This is a genomic window from Burkholderia sp. HI2714, from assembly GCF_002223085.1.
Taxonomy (GTDB): Bacteria; Pseudomonadota; Gammaproteobacteria; order Burkholderiales; family Burkholderiaceae; genus Burkholderia; species Burkholderia lata_D.
This window is the reverse complement of sequence record NZ_NKFM01000019.1, coordinates 51,768-69,809: the sequence shown is the minus strand read 5'-3', so window position 1 is coordinate 69,809 and position 18,042 is coordinate 51,768. Positions and strand designations below refer to the sequence as shown.

General features: G+C 67.3%; 19 protein-coding genes. 8 read left to right on the top strand and 11 right to left on the bottom strand.

Going from position 1 to position 18,042, the window contains the following annotated elements; genetic code table 11:
- Positions 1-22 precede the first annotated feature (22 nt).
- From CFB82_RS08820 to CFB82_RS08805, 4 genes are all read right to left on the bottom strand, one after another.
- Positions 23-1,081, bottom strand: coding sequence for a sulfate/molybdate ABC transporter ATP-binding protein (locus CFB82_RS08820; protein ID WP_069247896.1), 1,059 nt, complete (start codon positions 1,079-1,081; stop codon positions 23-25).
- A gap of 13 nt (positions 1,082-1,094) precedes the next feature.
- The gene (gene cysW, locus CFB82_RS08815; protein WP_089445574.1) at positions 1,095-2,039 is read right to left on the bottom strand and encodes a sulfate ABC transporter permease subunit CysW; all 945 of its coding nucleotides are present in this window, start codon (positions 2,037-2,039) and stop codon (positions 1,095-1,097) included.
- The gene (gene cysT / locus CFB82_RS08810) at positions 2,036-2,929 is read right to left on the bottom strand and encodes a sulfate ABC transporter permease subunit CysT (RefSeq protein ID WP_089483935.1); all 894 of its coding nucleotides are present in this window, start codon (positions 2,927-2,929) and stop codon (positions 2,036-2,038) included. Before cysT ends, cysW begins: the two co-directional genes overlap by 4 nt.
- Before the next feature lie 122 nt (positions 2,930-3,051).
- Positions 3,052-4,089: a sulfate ABC transporter substrate-binding protein gene (locus CFB82_RS08805; RefSeq protein ID WP_089483934.1), complete on the bottom strand. Its 1,038-nt coding sequence runs from the start codon at positions 4,087-4,089 to the stop codon at positions 3,052-3,054.
- Positions 4,090-4,353: 264 nt separating this feature from the next.
- Here CFB82_RS08805 and lexA point away from each other — a divergent pair, with 264 nt between their 5' ends.
- Genes lexA through CFB82_RS08785 form a run of 3 tightly spaced genes read left to right on the top strand, consistent with a single transcriptional unit; the run spans position 4,354 to position 6,102 of the window.
- Complete coding sequence (gene lexA, locus CFB82_RS08795) at positions 4,354-5,001, top strand: transcriptional repressor LexA (protein WP_009689103.1); 648 nt, start codon at positions 4,354-4,356, stop codon at positions 4,999-5,001.
- A 25-nt stretch (positions 5,002-5,026) separates the two neighbouring features.
- A complete protein-coding gene (locus CFB82_RS08790; protein ID WP_006476078.1) occupies positions 5,027-5,362 on the top strand; it encodes a hypothetical protein in 336 nt (111 codons plus the stop codon).
- 29 nt (positions 5,363-5,391) lie between these two features.
- Positions 5,392-6,102: a DUF2939 domain-containing protein gene (locus CFB82_RS08785; protein ID WP_089483933.1), complete on the top strand. Its 711-nt coding sequence runs from the start codon at positions 5,392-5,394 to the stop codon at positions 6,100-6,102.
- A 97-nt stretch (positions 6,103-6,199) separates the two neighbouring features.
- Here the strand turns inward: CFB82_RS08785 and CFB82_RS08780 are convergent, their stop codons facing one another.
- The gene (locus CFB82_RS08780) at positions 6,200-6,697 is read right to left on the bottom strand and encodes a universal stress protein (RefSeq protein ID WP_039358765.1); all 498 of its coding nucleotides are present in this window, start codon (positions 6,695-6,697) and stop codon (positions 6,200-6,202) included.
- A 340-nt stretch (positions 6,698-7,037) separates the two neighbouring features.
- On the opposite strand from CFB82_RS08780, the gene nodI reads away from it, so the two are divergent.
- Positions 7,038-7,952, top strand: coding sequence for a nodulation factor ABC transporter ATP-binding protein NodI (gene nodI / locus CFB82_RS08775; RefSeq protein ID WP_069247891.1), 915 nt, complete (start codon positions 7,038-7,040; stop codon positions 7,950-7,952).
- A 6-nt stretch (positions 7,953-7,958) separates the two neighbouring features.
- Positions 7,959-8,792, top strand: coding sequence for an ABC transporter permease (locus CFB82_RS08770; protein ID WP_089483932.1), 834 nt, complete (start codon positions 7,959-7,961; stop codon positions 8,790-8,792).
- Between the two features lie 38 nt (positions 8,793-8,830).
- Here the strand turns inward: CFB82_RS08770 and CFB82_RS08765 are convergent, their stop codons facing one another.
- The 4 genes from CFB82_RS08765 to CFB82_RS08750 form a co-directional block, all read right to left on the bottom strand.
- A complete protein-coding gene (locus CFB82_RS08765) occupies positions 8,831-9,253 on the bottom strand; it encodes a hypothetical protein (protein ID WP_179255385.1) in 423 nt (140 codons plus the stop codon).
- 87 nt (positions 9,254-9,340) lie between these two features.
- Positions 9,341-10,399, bottom strand: a complete 1,059-nt coding sequence (locus tag CFB82_RS08760; protein WP_089445569.1) for a permease — start codon at positions 10,397-10,399, stop codon at positions 9,341-9,343.
- Positions 10,396-11,523, bottom strand: coding sequence for a tRNA 2-selenouridine(34) synthase MnmH (gene mnmH, locus CFB82_RS08755; RefSeq protein WP_089483930.1), 1,128 nt, complete (start codon positions 11,521-11,523; stop codon positions 10,396-10,398). Before mnmH ends, CFB82_RS08760 begins: the two co-directional genes overlap by 4 nt.
- 64 nt (positions 11,524-11,587) lie before the next feature.
- A complete protein-coding gene (locus tag CFB82_RS08750) occupies positions 11,588-12,541 on the bottom strand; it encodes a LysR substrate-binding domain-containing protein (protein WP_089483929.1) in 954 nt (317 codons plus the stop codon).
- Between the two features lie 166 nt (positions 12,542-12,707).
- Here CFB82_RS08750 and CFB82_RS08745 point away from each other — a divergent pair, with 166 nt between their 5' ends.
- Positions 12,708-14,153: a M20 family metallopeptidase gene (locus tag CFB82_RS08745; RefSeq protein ID WP_256990308.1), complete on the top strand. Its 1,446-nt coding sequence runs from the start codon at positions 12,708-12,710 to the stop codon at positions 14,151-14,153.
- Entirely contained in the window at positions 14,150-15,436 is a 1,287-nt protein-coding gene (locus CFB82_RS08740; protein WP_089483928.1) for an MFS transporter, read from the top strand. Before CFB82_RS08745 ends, CFB82_RS08740 begins: the two co-directional genes overlap by 4 nt.
- 77 nt (positions 15,437-15,513) lie before the next feature.
- Here the strand turns inward: CFB82_RS08740 and CFB82_RS08735 are convergent, their stop codons facing one another.
- Together CFB82_RS08735 and CFB82_RS08730 are read right to left on the bottom strand one after the other, a co-directional pair.
- Positions 15,514-16,566 (bottom strand): NADP(H)-dependent aldo-keto reductase, encoded by a 1,053-nt coding sequence (locus CFB82_RS08735; RefSeq protein ID WP_069247884.1) that lies wholly within the window; start codon positions 16,564-16,566, stop codon positions 15,514-15,516.
- Positions 16,567-16,713: 147 nt separating this feature from the next.
- The gene (locus CFB82_RS08730; RefSeq protein WP_089483927.1) at positions 16,714-17,151 is read right to left on the bottom strand and encodes a PaaI family thioesterase; all 438 of its coding nucleotides are present in this window, start codon (positions 17,149-17,151) and stop codon (positions 16,714-16,716) included.
- Positions 17,152-17,329: 178 nt separating this feature from the next.
- Here CFB82_RS08730 and CFB82_RS08725 point away from each other — a divergent pair, with 178 nt between their 5' ends.
- The gene (locus CFB82_RS08725) at positions 17,330-17,818 is read left to right on the top strand and encodes a winged helix-turn-helix transcriptional regulator (protein WP_069247882.1); all 489 of its coding nucleotides are present in this window, start codon (positions 17,330-17,332) and stop codon (positions 17,816-17,818) included.
- The last annotated feature ends 224 nt before the right edge of the window (positions 17,819-18,042 follow it).

The following is an 18,042-nucleotide window of genomic DNA, read 5'->3' as shown; positions in this document are numbered from 1 at the left end:
CCCCCTGCCCTGTATTTGCTCGTCAACGCGCGGGAAACACACGCACCGCGCGCGGCACGGCCGTCGCACCGTCGCCGACCTGCAGCGACAGCGCCCGCCACGCGTCGCGATCGAGTTCGGCCTCGAGCGCACCGCCCGCGCGCGCCTCGAGCTCCACGCGCACCGAGCCGCCGAGCGGGATCACGCGGCGCACGTCCACCGCGATGCCGTCGCGGTGCCCTTCGCCGACCGGCCACAGCTGAAGGTCGTGCGGGCGCACATAGGCGTTCGCGGGACCGGCGAAATCGGCGTCGACCTCGATCGGCGCGGCCGCCCCCTCGGCGACGAAGCCACGCCCGGCGACCGTGCCCGGCAACCGGTTGGCCGCACCGAGGAACTCGTAGACGAATGCGCTCTGCGGATGATCGTAGACGTCCTGCGGGCTGCCGACCTGCTCGACGTGGCCGCGGTTCAGCACGACGATGCGATCCGCGACTTCCAGCGCCTCCTCCTGGTCGTGCGTGACGAAGATCGTCGAGATGTGCAGGTCGTCGTGCAGACGACGCAACCAGCCGCGCAGCTCCTTGCGGACCTTCGCGTCGAGCGCGCCGAACGGCTCGTCGAGCAGCAGCACCTTCGGCTCGACCGCGAGCGCGCGGGCGAGCGCGATGCGCTGGCGCTGGCCGCCCGACAGCTCGGACGGATAGCGCTGCGCGAGCCAGTCGAGCTGCACGAGCTTCAGCAACTCGTGCACCTTCTCGCGGATCGCGCTTTCCGACGGCCGCTCGCGGCGCGGCTTCACGCGCAGCCCGAACGCGACGTTCTCGAAGACCGTCATGTGGCGGAACAGTGCGTAGTGCTGGAACACGAAGCCGACCTGGCGGTCGCGCGCGCCGACGGATGCCACGTCGAGCCCCTGCAGCACGACCTGGCCGGCGTCCGCGTGCTCGAGGCCCGCGATCACGCGCAGCAGCGTGGTCTTGCCGCAGCCGGACGGCCCGAGCAGCGCGACCAGCTCGCCCGGCGGGAAATCGAGCGACACGTTGTCGAGCGCCGTGAAATCGCCGAAGCGCTTCTGAAGGTTACGGACGGTGATACCCATTCTGGTTGCCTCTTTACGATTTCGACGAAACGGCGCCGACGGGGCCGGCATGTGCGGGAACGGCGTCGTGCGCGTCGGCCAGTTCGGCCGCGAGATGACGCTCGGCGATCAGCTTCAGCGCGAGCGTGACGAGCGCGAGCAGCGCCAGCACCGACGCCACCGCGAACGCCGCCGCGAAGTTGTATTCGTTGTACAGGATCTCCACGTGCAGCGGCATCGTGTCGGTCACGCCGCGGATGTGGCCGGATACGACCGACACCGCGCCGAACTCGCCCATCGCGCGCGCATTGCACAGGATCACGCCATACAGCAGGCCCCACCTCACGTTCGGCAGCGTCACGCGGCGGAAGATCTGCCAGCCCGACGCGCCGAGCACGCGCGCGGCTTCTTCCTCGTCGGTGCCTTGCGCCTGCATCAGCGGAATCAGTTCGCGCGCGACGAACGGGAACGTGACGAAGATCGTCGCGAGCACGATGCCCGGCACCGCGAAGATGATCTGCACGTCGTGCTCCTGCAGCCACGGGCCGAGCCAGCCTTGCGCGCCGAACAACAGCACGTAGACAAGGCCCGAGATCACCGGCGACACTGAGAACGGCAGGTCGATCAGCGTCGTCAGCAGCGCCTTGCCACGGAATTCGAACTTCGCGATCGCCCACGATGCACACACGCCGAACACGAGGTTCAGCGGCACCGCGATCACGGCGACGGTCAGTGTCAGCTTGATCGCCGACCACGCATCGGGATCGGCCAGCGATTCGAAATAGAAGCCGACGCCCTTTCTCAGCGCCTCGACGAACACCGCGGCAAGCGGCACGACGAGGAAAAATGCGAGGAACGCCAGCGCGATGCCCGTGAGCAGCCAGCGCACGACACGTGACTCGCTGACGGGGTCGAGCCGTTTCGCGGCGCGTGCGGCCGGCGACGGGGTTTTCAGCACGACGGTGGCCTCCTGGCTCATTGCTGGCCTCCTGCTGCGGTAGCGATGACGGCGGCGGGCGCGGGGCCGCTCGCGCCCTTGCTCGTGCGGCGCTGCAGATACCACTGCAGCGTGTTGATCAGCAGCAGCATCAGGAACGACACGACGAGCATCACGACCGCGAGCGCGGTCGCGCCCGCGTAGTCGTACTGCTCGAGCTTCGTGATGATGAGCAGCGACGTGATCTCGGATTTCATCGGCACGTTGCCGGCGATGAAGATCACCGAGCCGTATTCGCCGAGCGCGCGCGCGAACGAAAGCGCGAACCCGGTGAGGAGCGCAGGCAGCACGGCCGGCAGCACGACGCGGCGGAACGTCAGCCAGCGCGACGCGCCGAGGCACGCGGCGGCCTCTTCCTGCTCGCGCTCGAAATCCTCGAGCACCGGCTGCACCGTGCGCACGACGAACGGCAGCCCGATGAAGGTCAGCGCGACCAGCACGCCGGCCGGCGTGAACGCGATCTTGATGCCGAGCGGCGCCAGATACTGGCCGACCCAGCCGTTGGTCGCGTAAACGGCCGCGAGCGAAATGCCGGCGACCGACGTCGGAAGTGCAAACGGCAGGTCGACGATCGCATCGACGAGCCGCTTCAACGGGAACGTGTAGCGCACGAGCACCCACGCGACGAGGAAACCGAACACGGCGTTGATCAGCGCGCCGCCGAGCGCGGCGGAAAACGTCAGCCGGTACGACGCGAGCACGCGCGGCGACGTGACGGCGGTGACGAACTGGTCCCACGACAGCGTCGCGGTCTTCAGGAACGTGGCGGCGAGCGGTATCAGCACCACGAGGCTCAAATAGGCCACCGTGATGCCTAGCGTCACGCCGAAACCGGGCAGCGCGCTCGGCTTGCGAAAGGTGTACGTCGTCATCGGATGCTCTTGCTGGGTCGGTGCTGCTCACGGGTCCGACGCAAACGCCGGCGCAGTGAATCGCGCCGGCGGCCCGTCGGGGATGCGGCGCGCTATCGTGGCGCGCCGCTGTCGTTATGGCGTTACTGCGGCTTGTAGATCGAATCGAACACGCCGCCGTCCGCGAAATGCGTCTTCTGCGCATTCGTCCAGCCGCCGAAGGTATCGTCGACCGTGTACAGCTTCAGCTTCGGGAACTGCTTCGTCAGCTCCGCCGGCACGTTCTTCGAACGCGGCCGGTAGTAGTTGCGCGCCGCGATCTCCTGGCCCTGCGGGCTGTACAGGAAGTTCAGGTAGGCATCGGCCAGCTTGCGCGTGCCCTTCTTGTCGACCACCTTGTCGACCACCGCGACGGGCGGCTCGGCCAGAATGCTCACCGACGGCACGACGATCTCGAACTTGTCGGTACCGAATTCCTTGACCGACAGGAATGCCTCGTTTTCCCATGCGATCAGCACGTCGCCGATCCCGCGCTGCACGAAGCTCGTGGTCGCGCCACGCGCGCCCGAATCGAGCACGCCGGCGTTCTTGTAGAGCTTCGTGACGAATTCCTTCGCCGTCTGCTCGTTGCCGCCCGGCTTGCGCACCGCGTACGCCCATGCAGCCAGGTAGTTCCAGCGCGCGCCGCCCGACGTCTTCGGATTCGGCGTGACGATCGAGATGCCCGGCTTGGTCAGGTCGTCCCAGTCCTTGATCCCCTTCGGATTGCCCTTGCGCACCAGGAACACGATCGTCGACGTGTACGGCGACGCGTTGTCGGGCAGGCGCTTCTGCCAGTCCTTGTTGACGAGCCCCTTGTTCGCGAGGGCATCGATGTCGTACGCGAGCGCCAGCGTGACGACGTCGGCCTGCAGGCCGTCGAGCACCGAGCGCGCCTGCGCGCCCGAACCGCCGTGCGACTGCTTGAAGTTGACGGTCTCGCCCGTCTTCGCCTTCCACTCCTTGCCGAACGCCTGGTTGAAGTCCTGATACAGCTCGCGCGTCGGGTCGTACGACACGTTCAGGAAGGTCGTATCGGCCTGTGCGTGCGTCGCGACGCCCAGCGCCGCCGCCGCGCCCAGCGCGAGTGTTGCGATCAGGCGGCCCACTCCGCCCACCAGCCCCGTGTTGCGCTTGCCCATCCTTGGTTCTCCAGTGTTGTCGGTATTGCGATGTCGGGCCAGTCTAACGAACGGGTTACATGATTAAAAATAATCGTTCCTTATTTTTTAATACTCAAAAGTGCTAACGCAGACGGGATGGACGGTTGTGGCAGATGAACCGGCGTCCGGGCGTCGTGAAATCGCGTCGGAACCGGCGTGATCGCGTCGAACCTCACGTAACACTTGAAATTCGCGGACTACTGTATAAAAATACAGCTCACTGTCTATCCATACAGTTGAGCCATGACCAAACTCACCGCCCGTCAGCAGCAAGTGTTCGACTTGATCCGTCGCGCGATCGAGCGCTCCGGATTCCCGCCCACCCGTGCCGAGATCGCGGCCGAACTGGGCTTCAGTTCGCCGAATGCGGCCGAGGAGCACCTGCGCGCGCTGGCGCGCAAGGGTGTGATCGAGCTGGCCGCCGGCGCGTCGCGCGGCATCCGCCTGCTCGGCATCGACGATGCCCCGCATCAGTTCACGCTGCCGCACGCCGGCCTGATGCAGTTGTCGCTGCCGCTCGTCGGCCGCGTCGCGGCCGGTAGCCCGATCCTTGCGCAGGAGCACATCTCGCAGCATTACGCGTGCGATCCCGCGCTGTTCTCCAGCAAGCCCGACTACCTGCTGAAAGTACGCGGCCTGTCGATGCGCGACGCCGGCATCCTCGACGGCGACCTCCTCGCCGTGCAGAAGCGCACGGAAGCGAAGGACGGCCAGATCATCGTCGCGCGCCTCGGCGACGACGTCACGGTCAAGCGCTTGATGCGCCGGCCGGGCGGTCTCGAACTGATCGCGGAGAACCCGGATTACGAAAACATCTTCGTCAAGGCCGGCAGCGCGGAATTCGCGCTGGAAGGCATCGCCGTCGGGCTGATTCGCTCGGGCGAACTCTGACATTCCGTCTCGCTAGGAGAACATCATGGAACGCCTTGCCCGTCTGCTGCCTTTCCGTCAATTCGGCCGCCTGCGTCACCTGCGCGGCCGCACGCCCTGCGCACCGCTGTCCGCGGCGGCGCCTGTGCAAGAAGAAGTCGCAGTCGAACGGCAGGCGTCCCTGCTGCCGTCGGCGCTCCCCGCTTTCGCGCGGGTATCGCTGAACGCCGGCCTGAATCACGCCGAACCCGCGCGCCGTGCACCGGTGCGCGTCTATCACGGCCGTTCGCGCCTGATCATGGTCGGCACGATCGATGCCGTGTGCCGGATGATCGATCGCTGCATCGCAGAGGAACGATCGGCCACGCCGGGCGGTCTCTGATTGCGGAACATCCCCGCACCGGAGGCAACGTGACCGGATCTTCGGGCCGCGCATGGCGGCTCAAGGCCCTGCTGATCGTCGTGCTGGCCGTCGCCAGCATTACGGCGATCGGCTATGCGTACGCGTCGCCGTACGTCGCGCTCGGTCGCCTGAAATCGGCGATCGATGCGCGCGATGCGCAGGCCATCAGTGAATATGTCGATTTCCCGTCGCTGCGCATCAGCCTGAAGCAGCAGGTCACGGAAGAGTTGATGCGCCGGATCGACGCGGTAAAGAAGAACAATCCGTTCGCGGTGATCGGCGCGCTGATCGGGTCGGCACTAATCGGCCCGCTGGTCGATGCGTACGCGACCCCGGAAGGCGTAGCCGCGCTGATGAGCGGATTGCCACCGCGTGGCAATCCAGGTGAGCGCCCACCCGAATGGTCGAATCTGCCGCCAGGCAGCAATGCGCCGGCTGCGCCTGCAGCCAATCCGGCTCCCCCGGCGAGCGCAGCCGCTCCGGGCAGCAATGCGGCCGCTCCAGCTGCGTCATCGCCGCCACCCGCCGCTGCCGCACCGGCCAGCCCGGTCGATGCAACGCATGCGCCGCACCAGCAGCAAACCAGCGCCGGGTACCGGAATATCGATGAATTCGTCGTGACCTACCAGCGCAGTGCCGACGGCACGCGCTATGCGGCGATATTCCACCGCTTCGGGCTGTTCTCGTGGAAGTTGTCCGCGATCGACCTGCACGCTTGACCGGTCTTGAGTGGCCGCGGTCAGCGCCCGCCCCACGGACGTGACACGACGCCCGACCGGCGCGATTCGCCGGTCAGGCAGTCATCGAATCATTGGATCATTTGCCGTTCGCCGTGGCCGCTTCACGCTCCCGCGCGATTTCTTCCTTCTGCTCCTGCGCCGACGAACACGCAACCAGGATGCTGCAGTTCACGCGATCGAGCAGTTGCGTGTTGCCCGACCCCATCCACCATCTGGACAACCCGCTGCGACACCGATGGCCGACGACGACGAGGTCGGCCTTCAGCTCCGTCGCGAGGTTCGCGATTTCGTCGATCGGATAGCCGAACGCGAAATGGCCTTCGGCCTGCACGCCGCGCTCGCGCAGCCAGTTCACCCCTTCCTGCAGGATTTCACGTGCGGTTTCCTCGAACCGGCCGCACGCGACGTCGGTCAGCAAACCCGCGCTCTGTGCAATGCTCGAGCGCATGTCGACCACCGACAGCAAATGCGTCTCGGCCTTCAGGTCCATCGCGAGATTGGCGCCGCAACGCAGTGCCTTGCGTCCTTCGAGCGTGCCGTCGTAACACAGCAAAATCTTGTTGTAGCTAGCCATGAAACCTCCCTGTCGCAACACCGAGCCTACGCATTCATCATGGTGCGCCGCAATTCAGGACGCAAGGGATGGAAAACGCTGATTCGCCCCGCTCGGCTCGTGCGCGATGATGCAGTGCAAGATCGGTGCGTCCATGCATCGCACCGTGCAGGCATGCCCTGAAGAGACGCAGTCGATGCACTAGAATGGCCCGTTCGTACTCCAGCGGGCCATCAGGCGCCGGCGTCGTGCGCTTCGGTCATGCCCGTGTGACACGCAATCGTCCGATCGGTTCGCCAACCGGCCATGCATCCGGCAACAGCGGAACGCTTCCGCGCCCGCCTACAACGACAACATGCCCATGTCCGTTGCACCGATCGATTTCCGGAACGTCGAAAAGCGCTATGGCGACAAGCTCGTCGTCAACGGCCTGTCCTTCACCGTCCAGGCGGGTGAATGCTATGGCCTGCTCGGGCCGAACGGCGCCGGCAAGACCACCACGCTGAAAATGCTGCTCGGCCTCACGCATCCCGACGCAGGCACCATTTCGCTCTGCGGCGAACCGGTTCCATCGCGTGCGCGACATGCGCGCCAGCGCGTCGGGGTCGTCCCGCAGTTCGACAATCTCGACCCCGACTTCACCGTGCGCGAGAACCTGCTCGTCTTCAGCCGCTACTTCGGCATGTCGGCGCAGGCTGCGCACGCGCTCGTGAAGCCGCTGCTCGAATTCGCGAAGCTCGAGAACAAGGCCGATGCGAAGGTCGGCGAGCTGTCGGGCGGCATGAAGCGCCGCCTGACGCTCGCTCGCGCGCTCGTCAACGATCCCGATGTGCTGGTGCTCGACGAGCCGACGACGGGCCTCGACCCGCAGGCGCGTCACCTCATGTGGGAGCGGCTGCGCTCGCTGCTCGCGCGCGGCAAGACGATCCTGATCACCACGCACTTCATGGAAGAAGCCGAGCGCCTGTGCGACCGCCTGTGCGTGATCGAGGAAGGCCGCAAGATCGCCGAAGGCGCGCCGCACGCGCTGATCGAATCGGAGATCGGCTGCGACGTGATCGAGATCTACGGGCCCGATCCGGCCACGCTGCGCGACGAGCTGTCGGCGTTCGCGAAGCACACCGAGATCAGCGGCGAGACGCTGTTCTGCTACGTGAGCGATCCGGAGCCGCTCAGTGCACGACTCAAGGGTCGCACGGGGTTGCGCTATCTGCATCGCCCGGCCAATCTTGAAGATGTGTTCCTGCGGCTCACCGGCCGCGAAATGCAGGACTGATCGATCATGGACGTCCGCAACTATTCCACCGCCGCACCGTCGGCACCCCCGCGCGTGTCGCGCTTCGCGATCGCCATGCCCGCGAACGCGACCAACTGGATCGCCGTCTGGCGGCGCAACTATCTCGTCTGGCGCAAGCTCGCGCTCGCGTCGATGTTCGGCAATCTTGCCGATCCGATGATCTATCTGTTCGGGCTGGGGTTCGGGCTCGGGCTGATGCTCGGCCATGTCGACGGCGTGTCGTATATCGCGTTCCTCGCGGCCGGCACGGTCGGGTCGAGCGTGATGATGTCCGCGAGCTTCGAGTCGATGTATTCGGGATTCTCGCGGATGCACGTGCAGCGCACGTGGGAAGCGATCATGCATACGCCGCTCGCGCTCGGCGACATCGTGCTCGGCGAGATCGTCTGGGGGGCCAGCAAGGCGATGCTGTCGGGGGCCGCGATCATGCTCGTCGCGGGGGCGCTGGGCTATGCGCGGTTTCCGTCGATGCTCGCGGCGCTGCCCGTGATCGCGCTCGCGGGCCTCGCGTTTGCCAGCATTGCGATGATCGTCACGGCGCTCGCGCCGTCCTACGATTTCTTCATGTTTTATCAGACGCTCGTGCTGACGCCGATGCTGCTGCTGTCGGGCGTGTTCTTCCCGATCACGCAGTTGCCGCCGATCGCGCAGCGTGCGGCGCAGGCGCTGCCGCTCGCGAATGCCGTCGAGTTGATCCGGCCCGCGATGCTCGGCCGGCCGGCGACCGACATCGCGCTGCATGTCGCGGTGCTCGCCGGTTACGCGGTCGGCGGATTCTTGCTGTCCGCGTGGCTGTTCCGGCGGCGGATGATGCGCTGACGGCCGGCGCACCCGGCGCCGGCTTCATGCGGACGACGTTACTCGTCGTCGTCGCTCCACGGGATCTCGACGTCGGTCAGGAACGCGACGGTCGCGAGCGGGCCGCCTTCCTGGCGGCCGAGCTTGCCGTCCGCGCGATGCCACTCCACGCGGAACTGCATGCCCGGATCGTCGGCCAGCAGATAGACCGTGCGCAGCTCTTCCTTGTCGGCTTCGTCCACCGGGCCGTCGAACGACACCAGCATCTTCTGCGGCCACAGGCCGTTGACCGGATCGTAAATGCGGTCGCCTTGCGGAATGTCGATACTGGCCTCGACGCCGATCGTCGCGGAGGCCTCGATGATCATCGTGCCGAGTGCGTTCAGCACGGCAGTCGCCCGCGCGGAATTGGCCTGGCGGATCGCGAGATCGCCGCGCGTCAGCGCCTTTTCGAGTCGAGGATGGATCTTCGGTTGGGTCATGCGTTTTCCTGTTTGCTTCTTGTAAATGGCGCCGCCCGGGTGAAACGGCGGCGCCGGATGAATACGATTGCGCCCTGCTGGCGCGCGTCAGAACCCGAACGCGATCGCGAGCAGGCCGCTCGCGATCCCGAACACGACGACGAGCGTCGCGACGATCGCCAGCATGTACGGCTTGAACGAACGCGCGAGCATCGCGAGCGACGGCACGCTGATCGGCGGCAGCGTCATCAGCAGCGCGGCGGCCGGGCCGACGCCCATGCCGAGCGACAGCATCGCCTGGATGATCGGCACCTCGCCTGCCGTCGGGATCACGAACAGCATGCCCGCGACCGCGAACGCGACGATCCAGCCGAGATGATTGCCGATGTCCGGGCCGATATGCGGGAACAGCCACGCGCGCGCGGCGCCGAGCAGCAGCACGAGCACGATGTATTCGGGCACGAGCCGCACGGCCATGCGCGCGAGCAGTTTCATCCAGCGGACGAACGGATTGCCGGCCGCGGCCTGCTCGGCCGCCAGCGCGGCGAGCTGTGCATCGTCGATGCTGCGGTCTTCGGGGCGTGCGATACGGTTCAGCAGATAGCCGATCCCGAACACCATTGCGATGCCGAGCACGAGGCGCAGTGCACTCCAGTGCCAGCCGAGCACGAAGCCCATGAACACCAGCGCCGCCGGGTTCAGCACCGTGTTGCCGAGCCAGAACGCGACCGCGCCGCCCGGCGATGCATGGCGCGCACGCAGCCCCGCGACGACCGGCGCCGCGCAGCACGTGCACATCATGCCGGGCAACGACAGCAGGCCGCCCGCGGCGACGCTGCCGAACCCGGTACGGCCGAGCACGCGCGCGACCCAGTGCGCAGGCAGCAGTGCCTGCACGGCCGAGCCGAGCAGCAGGCCCAGCACCATTGCCTGCCAGATCGCCTTGCCGTACGCCCACGCGTAGTCGAGCGCGGCCTTCAGCGACGGCTCGGGCGCGGCCGCTGACGTGCCCATCAGGATCGACTGGCCGATCGAATGATGCTCGGCGGCCACGAACGCCTTGTTGTAGTACGGGAACCATTTCACATAGAACAGTCCCGCGACCGCGATCAGCAGGAAGGTCATCCAGCCGAGGGCCGGATTGGGTTGGGTGCGTGTGGTCGTCATCGTGTGGTCGTCGATTGGTTTTGATCAGTTTCGAATGTCGCGCCTGCAGCAAACGCGGCCGATGCGGGTAGCCCGGCCTGTGCGAGCTGGGCCAGCAGCGTGCGCGCCTGATCGCGCCCGTCGGCCGCGTTGGGCCGGAACGTGAACGTCAGCGCCCGGTTCGGCTTGTTGTATGCCGCGCGGTAGGTCCGTGCGTAGGCCGGATCGTAATGCTTGTCGATCAGTTCGGTGAACAGTTCGGCGCGTGCGTTCGCGTCGATCAGCGCCTTCCAGTGCGTCACCTGCTCGCGGCTGTGCAGGCCGATCAGCCGATGGAGCTGCGCCTTGAACGCCTCCGGTTCGTCGAACAGGTGCGCGTAATCGTCGAGGAGAAAGGCGATGCGCTCGTCATGCGCCGCGTCGACATGCACCCACGGCCCCGCGTGAAACGCTTCGATCAACGCGATCGGCAACTGCACGAGCCCGATCCGGCGGCTTTCCGACTCGACGAACACCGGCCATTCGGGGTCGAAACGTCCAAGCGTTTCGACCAGCCCCGAATCGAACCCCTTCTGCGTCGGTTGCGGCTTGCCTGGCAGCGCGCCGAGCAGCGAACCGCGATGGCACGCCAGCGCCTCGAGATCGAGCGTCTGCGCGCCCACGTCGCGCAGTGCGCTCAGCAGGCGCGTCTTGCCGCAGCCCGTATGGCCGACGAGCGCGATGTAGCGAAAGCGCGTCGGCAGCGAATCGAGCGTCGCGCACACCGACTGGCGGTACGCCTTGTAGCCGCCGTCGAGCTGGCGCGCCTTCCAGCCGATCAGGTTGAACCAGGCCGTCATCGAGCCCGAGCGCTTGCCGCCGCGCCAGCAGTAGATCAGCGGCCGCCAGTTGCGCGGACGGTCGGCGAACGTCGTGTCGAGATGGCGCGCGATGTTGCGCGCGACCATCGCCGCGCCGACCCGGGTCGCCTCGTACGGCGACACCTGGCGGTACATCGTACCGACGAGCACGCGCTCCTCGTTGCTGAGCACGGGCGCGTTCAGCGCGCCGGGAATATGGTCCTCGGCGAACTCGAGCGGCGTGCGCACGTCGATGATCTCGTCGAACTCGCCGGCGCGATCGAGGGTGACAATCAGGTTCTTCAATTTGGCGTCGAACAGGGGCGATGCGGCTCGATGAGCCGCATGGACACGGAAGGCGGATTGACGATTATCTCACGGGCCGGCCTCTCGGGCCGCGCGCGGCAGTCGGCGGCGCCGACGCGGCCTGCATCGCATCGATCAGATGGTCGCGGAATGCGCGAACCGACGCGGGCAGGTCGCGCCCCGCCATCGTCTGCACCTGGATGCTGCGCTCGCGCAGTTGCGGGTTCGTCACGGGCACGACGACGAAGCCGTCCGCAGCGCAGCGGTCACGCACCGACAGCAGGCCCGTGAACATCACCGCGCCCGTGCGCCGCGCGTAGCCGTACATCGCCGCCGTGTTGTTGCTCGTCAGTTCGGGCTCGAGCAGCAGGCCGTCGAGCGCACACGCGATGTCGATCAGCTGGCGCACCGTCGTGCCGGCCTCGGGCAGCACGTGCGGGTAACGCGCGACCTCGGCGAGCGACACGGCTTCTCGCGTCGCGAGCGGATGGTCGTGCCGCACCAGCGCGAAAATCGGCGCGCGTTCGGTGTGGTCAACGCGCACGCCCTTCTCCGGCGCGAGGCTGAAGCTCAACGCGATGTCCACATCGCCGTCGCGCACACGCCGCGTCGCGTCCGCCGGCGACACCACCCATACGGAGAAATCGACACCCGGATGGCGCGCCTTGAAGCTGGCCAGCGTGCCGGGGAGGAAGTCGATCGCGAACCCTTCCGAGCACGCGATCTTCAGCAGGCTGCCGTGCAGCGCGTCGAGCCCGCCGATGTCCTTCATCACGTGCTCGGCCTCCAGCAGGCTGCGCTGCGCGAATGCCAGCAGCCGCTCGCCGGCCTCCGACAGCGCCATCCCGCGCGGCCGGCGCTCGAACAGCGGTGCGCCGAGCTCGCTCTCCAGTTTCGCGATCTGGCGGCTGATCGCGGATACGGCCACGTGCAGCCGCGCGGACGCGTCGCTGATCGAGCCGGTACGCGCCACTTCGACGAAATACCGCAACGCCAGGCCATGCAGGAAAGCCGCCATCGTTCTGTCTCCGCCCGGCTGCCGGCCGCGCTGCTTTGCCTTTTCGGCAAAGAAAGGTTCGAAATTCGATCATTGTGACAAAAAAAACGGCTTCCTAGAATCGATCGCACTTCACGCTGCATGCCCGATCCGGCGCGTGCAGCGAACCCGACAGAGGAGACCCGACTTGAGCCGTACCGCCGCCATCCAGCACGCGCTGAACCAGTTCGAATCCGGTGCGTTCTTCACGACCCTGAGCCGCCGCGTCGGCCTGCGCACCGAAAGCCAGGAAAGCGGCAACGGTGCCGCACTGCGCGCCTACCTGACCGACGAGATTGCCCCCGAAGCCGCGCGCCTCGGCTTCACGTCGCGGATCGTCGACAATCCCGTCGACGGCGGCGGCCCGTTCCTGCTCGCCTCGCGCCACGAAGACGACGCGCTGCCGACCGTGCTGATCTACGGCCACGGCGACGTCGTGCGCGGCTACGACGCGCAGTGGCGCGCGCCGCTGTCGCCGTGGACGCTGACGGCCGACGGCGACCGCTGGTACGGCCGCGGCAGCGCCGACAACAAGGGCCAGCACACCATCAACCTGGCCGCGCTGGCGAGCGTGCTCGACGCGCGCGACGGCCGGCTCGGCTTCAACGCGAAACTGCTGATCGAGATGGGCGAGGAAACGGGTTCGCCGGGCCTCGACGCGCTGTGCCGCCAGGAGCGCGACGCGCTCGCGGCCGACGTGCTGATCGCATCCGACGGCCCGCGCATCGCCGCCGCGCGCCCGACGGTGTTCCTCGGCTCGCGCGGCTCGGTCAATTTCAAGCTGAGCCTGCGCGCCCGTGACGGCGCGCATCACTCCGGCAACTGGGGCGGGCTGCTGCGCAATCCGGCGATCGTGCTCGCGCATGCGCTCGCGAGCCTCGTCGACGCGCGCGGCGCGATTCGCGTCGCGGGGCTGCGTCCGCCGCCGATCCCGGCGGCCGTGCGCGATGCGCTCGCCGATCTTTCCGTCGGCGGCGGCCCCGGCGATCCGGCACTCGACGCCGACTGGGGCGAGCCCGGCCTCACCGCGCCCGAGCGCGTGTTCGGCTGGAACACGTTCGAGATCCTCGCGTTCAAGGCCGGCAACCCCGAGCACCCCGTCAACGCGATCCCGCCCGCCGCGTATGCGCACTGCCAGTTGCGCTTCGTCGTCGGCACCGACTGGGAGGCGCTGCACGCGCATCTGCGCACGCACCTCGACGCACACGGCTTCGCCGATATCGAGATCGACGTCGAACGCGGCGCACCGGCGACGCGCGTGCCGCCGGACGATCCGTGGGTGCGCTGGGCCGTCGCGTCGCTCGCGCGGACCACCGGCAAGAAGCCCGCGATCCTGCCGAATCTCGGCGGCACGCTGCCGAACGAAGTGTTCGCCGACACGCTCGGGCTGCCGACGCTGTGGGTGCCGCACTCGTACCCGGCGTGCTCGCAGCACGCACCGGACGAGCACCTGCTCGCGAGCGTCGTCAGAGAGGGGCTGCAGATGATGGCCGGCCTCTTCTGGGATCTCGGCGACGACGCGCCGACCGCCCGCCGCGGCCGGCGCCGCCCTGTAACGCGCTTCGCCCTTTCACGGGACCTGCACACACGATGAATACGACCACCCTGACCTCGCAGGAAGCCGCCCGCCCCAGCGCCGCGAAGATCCGGCGCATCATCTTCGCGGCGTCGATCGGCAACGCACTCGAATGGTTCGACCTGATCGTCTACGGCTTCTTCGCGGTGACGATCGCCAAGCTGTTCTTCCCCGCCACCAGCGAAGCGACGTCGCTGATGCTGACGCTCGGCACGTTCGGGCTGTCCTACCTGATCCGGCCGATCGGCGGCTTCGTGCTCGGCGCGTACGCGGATCGCGCGGGCCGCAAGGCGTCGCTGCTGCTGTCGATCGCGATGATGATGGCCGGCACGCTGCTGATCGCGCTGATGCCGACCTATGCATCGATCGGCCTGCTCGCGCCGCTCGGGATCATGCTGTCGCGGCTGATGCAGGGCTTTTCCGCGGGCGGCGAATTCGCGAGCTCGACCGCGTTCCTCGTCGAGCACGCCCCGCAGCGGCGCGGTTTCATGTCGAGCTGGCAGTTCGCGAGCCAGGGCCTCGCGACGTTGCTCGCGTCGGGCTTCGGCGCGTTGCTGACCTCCACGCTGACGACCGCGCAACTCGAAAGCTGGGGCTGGCGCGTGCCGTTCCTGTTCGGGCTCGCGATCGGCCCGGTCGGGCTGTACATCCGCCGCTACGTCGACGAAGGCGTCGAGTTCAAGACGCAGGCACGCTCGGAAGCGCCCGTGCGCGAGCTGTTCGCGGAACAAAAGGTGCGGGTGCTGCTGTCGATCGGCGCGCTCGTGATCTCGACCGCGATCAACTACATGATCCTGTACATGCCGACCTATGCGATCAAGCAGCTCGGCCTGCCCGCATCGACGGGCTTCGCGGCGACGCTCGCGACCGGCTTCGTGCTCACGCTCGTCACGCCGGTCGTCGGCCACCTGTCCGATCGTACCGGGCGGATCCGCATGATGGCGGTCGCCGCGGTCCTGATGCTCGTCACCGTGTACCCGACGTTCGCGTGGCTCACGCGTCACGCGTCGTTCGCGACGATGCTCGCCGCCCTGGTCTGGATCGGTGCGCTGAAGGCGATGTACTGCGGCGCGCTGCCGGCGCTGATGGCCGAGCTGTTCCCGTCGCAGACCCGCGCAACGGGGCTCGCGGTCAGCTACAACACGGGTGTCACGCTGTTCGGCGGCTTCGCGCCGTTCGTCATCACCTGGCTGATCAGCGCGACCGGCAACCGGCTGTCGCCGGCGCTCTATCTGATGGGCTGCGCGCTGCTGAGCCTCGCCGCGCTGTTCGTCGCGCGCACACGGCTCAAGATGCGATGACGGAAGAAACGGCGGCGCGACGATGCGCCGCCGGTGCGGCCCGCCGCGGCATCGCTGCCGTGCGGGCCGTGCGCCGTTTACGGCGCCGGGTTCGGCTGCAGTTCGTGCAGCGCGTCGATTTCGGCGAGGATCTCGTCGGACAGTTTCACGTCGACGCTGCCGATGTTCTCCTTCAACTGCTCGAGTGACGTCGCCCCGACCAGGTTGCTGCGCGTGAATGGGCGGCTATTGACGAACGCCAGCGCGAGTTGCGCGGGCGACAGCCCGTGACGCCGCGCGAGCGCAACATAGCGCGACGTCGCCTCGACGGCCTGCGGCTTGCTGTAGCGCTGGAAGCGTTCGAACAACGTGATGCGTGCGCCGGCCGGACGCGCGCCGTTCTCGTACTTGCCGGACAGCCAGCCGAACGCGAGCGGCGAATATGCGAGCAGGCCGACGCCATCGCGATGCGTGAATTCCGACAGCCCGTTCTCGAACGTGCGGTTCAGCAGGCTGTACGGATTCTGGATGCTCGCGATGCGCGGCAGCCCGAGCTTCTCGGCCGCGCGCAGGAACTGCGCGACGCCCCACGGCGTTTCATTCGACACGCCGATCGCACGCACCTTGCCGGCCTTCACGAATTCCGCGAGCACGCCGAGGGTTTCCTCGATCGGCACCGTATAGGCGTCGTCGACCCACGGATAGGCGGGACGGCCGAACGTCGTCGTGCTGCGGTCGGGCCAGTGCAGCTGGTAGAGATCGACGTAGTCGGTCTGCAGGCGCTTGAGGCTGCCGTCGAGCGCTTCGGTCAGGTTCTTGCGGTCGAACTGGTTGCCTTCGCCGCGAATATGGCGCGGATTGTGCGGCTGCCGCGCCGGCCCGGCGATTTTCGTCGCGAGCACGATGCGCTCGCGCTGCGCGCGATGCTGCGCGAGCCAGGTGCCGATGTACGCCTCGGTGCGCCCCTGCGTATCGGGTTTCGGCGGCACCGGATACATCTCCGCGGCATCGATCAGCGTGACGCCCTGCCCGATCGCGTAGTCGATCTGCTCGTGCGCATCGCGCTCCGAATTCTGCTCGCCCCACGTCATCGTGCCCAGGCCGATCAGGCTGACCTCGATGCCCGAATCGCCAAGTGTGCGGTATTCCATGCTGTTCCTGTCGCGTCAGTGGAAAGCAGGAACGCTATCACATTGAAGCGACTGCTTCAGAGAGGCTCCGCCTACGCTTACAGGCGGCCTTCGGCGCCGGCAACGAAGTTCACGCGCCGCCCCGGACGATGGCGCTGCCGCCCGCGGTTACTGCGGCCGCTGGATGAAGCAGGTTGCCGACGCATGCGCGACGATCTTGTCGTCCGCGGTCTTCAGCGTGCCCTCCGCGACGCCCAACGAGCGCGACAGGTGAATCACGCGCCCTTCCGCGACCAGGTCGACGTCGCGCGGCACGGGCCGCAGCATCTTCACATGCAGGTCGACCGTGCCGTAGCCGACGCCCGCATCCAGCATCGAATGCACCGCACACCCGGTGACCGAATCGAGCACAGTCGCGGCGAACCCGCCGTGGACGCCACCAAGCGGATTCAGGTGCCGGCCGTCCGCCCGCGCCGAAAACTTCACATAGCCGAGCTCGACGTCGAGCGGGCGCATCGGGATCGTCTCGGCAATCGACGCGAGCGGTGCATCGCCCGACACCGCCGCGCGCAGCAGATCGAGACCAGACAGGGAAAGCGGGTTCATCGGGTTGTCTCCGGGTTGAAAGCGCGTCGCCGCGCGAGTAAGTTCTAAATTGGAACTAATTATTGGCAACGACGGCGCCGGTTGTCAACGTGGCCGGGCCCGTTGAAACCGAAGACGGGTTCTATAATCGAACCCGCTATTTCGCCGAACCGCCGCAAAGGATGCAAGAGACTCGACGATGAAATGGGATGACATCGGCACGCTGAACTGTTCGGTCGCGCGTACGCTCGCCGTGCTCGGCGACCGCTGGACCATGCTGATCCTCCGCAACGCGTTCCTCGGCTGCCGCCGCTTCGACGCGTTCCAGGCCCAGCTTGGCCTCACGCGCCATGTGCTGGCCGAGCGGCTTGCGCGACTCGTTGACGAAGGCGTGCTGGTCAAGCGCGCGTACCAGGAGCGGCCGCCGCGGTTCGAATACCGGCTGACGGACAAGGGCCTCGACCTCTACCCGACCCTGCTCGCGCTGACTGCGTGGGGCGACCGCTGGAAAGACGACGGCCAGGGGCCGCCGGTGCAGTTGCGTCACCGCACGTGCGGCCATCTGATGCATGCGGTCACCGTATGCTCCGCGTGCGGCGAACCGCTCGACGCACGCGACGTGCAGCCGGAGCGTGGCCCCGGTTGGATCGCAGCCGAAGCAGCCGGGGCGCCCGCGGCCGAGGATTGATGCAGCGTCGCGCATCCGTGAGTGAACGTGTAACGCACACGGATCGTTAGTCGCACTCGTGCTGCTGTCACGTGCCGCGTCGACCCTGCGCGGCTGCACTCGCGCAGCGCTTATACGCTGCCCCACCATCGCACGCGCAATCGCGCGCTGCTATCGCCCCCATCCGCGGATCAACCCGATCACGGGATCCCGCTCAACGCAACTTTGCGTCACCGCCTCTGCCA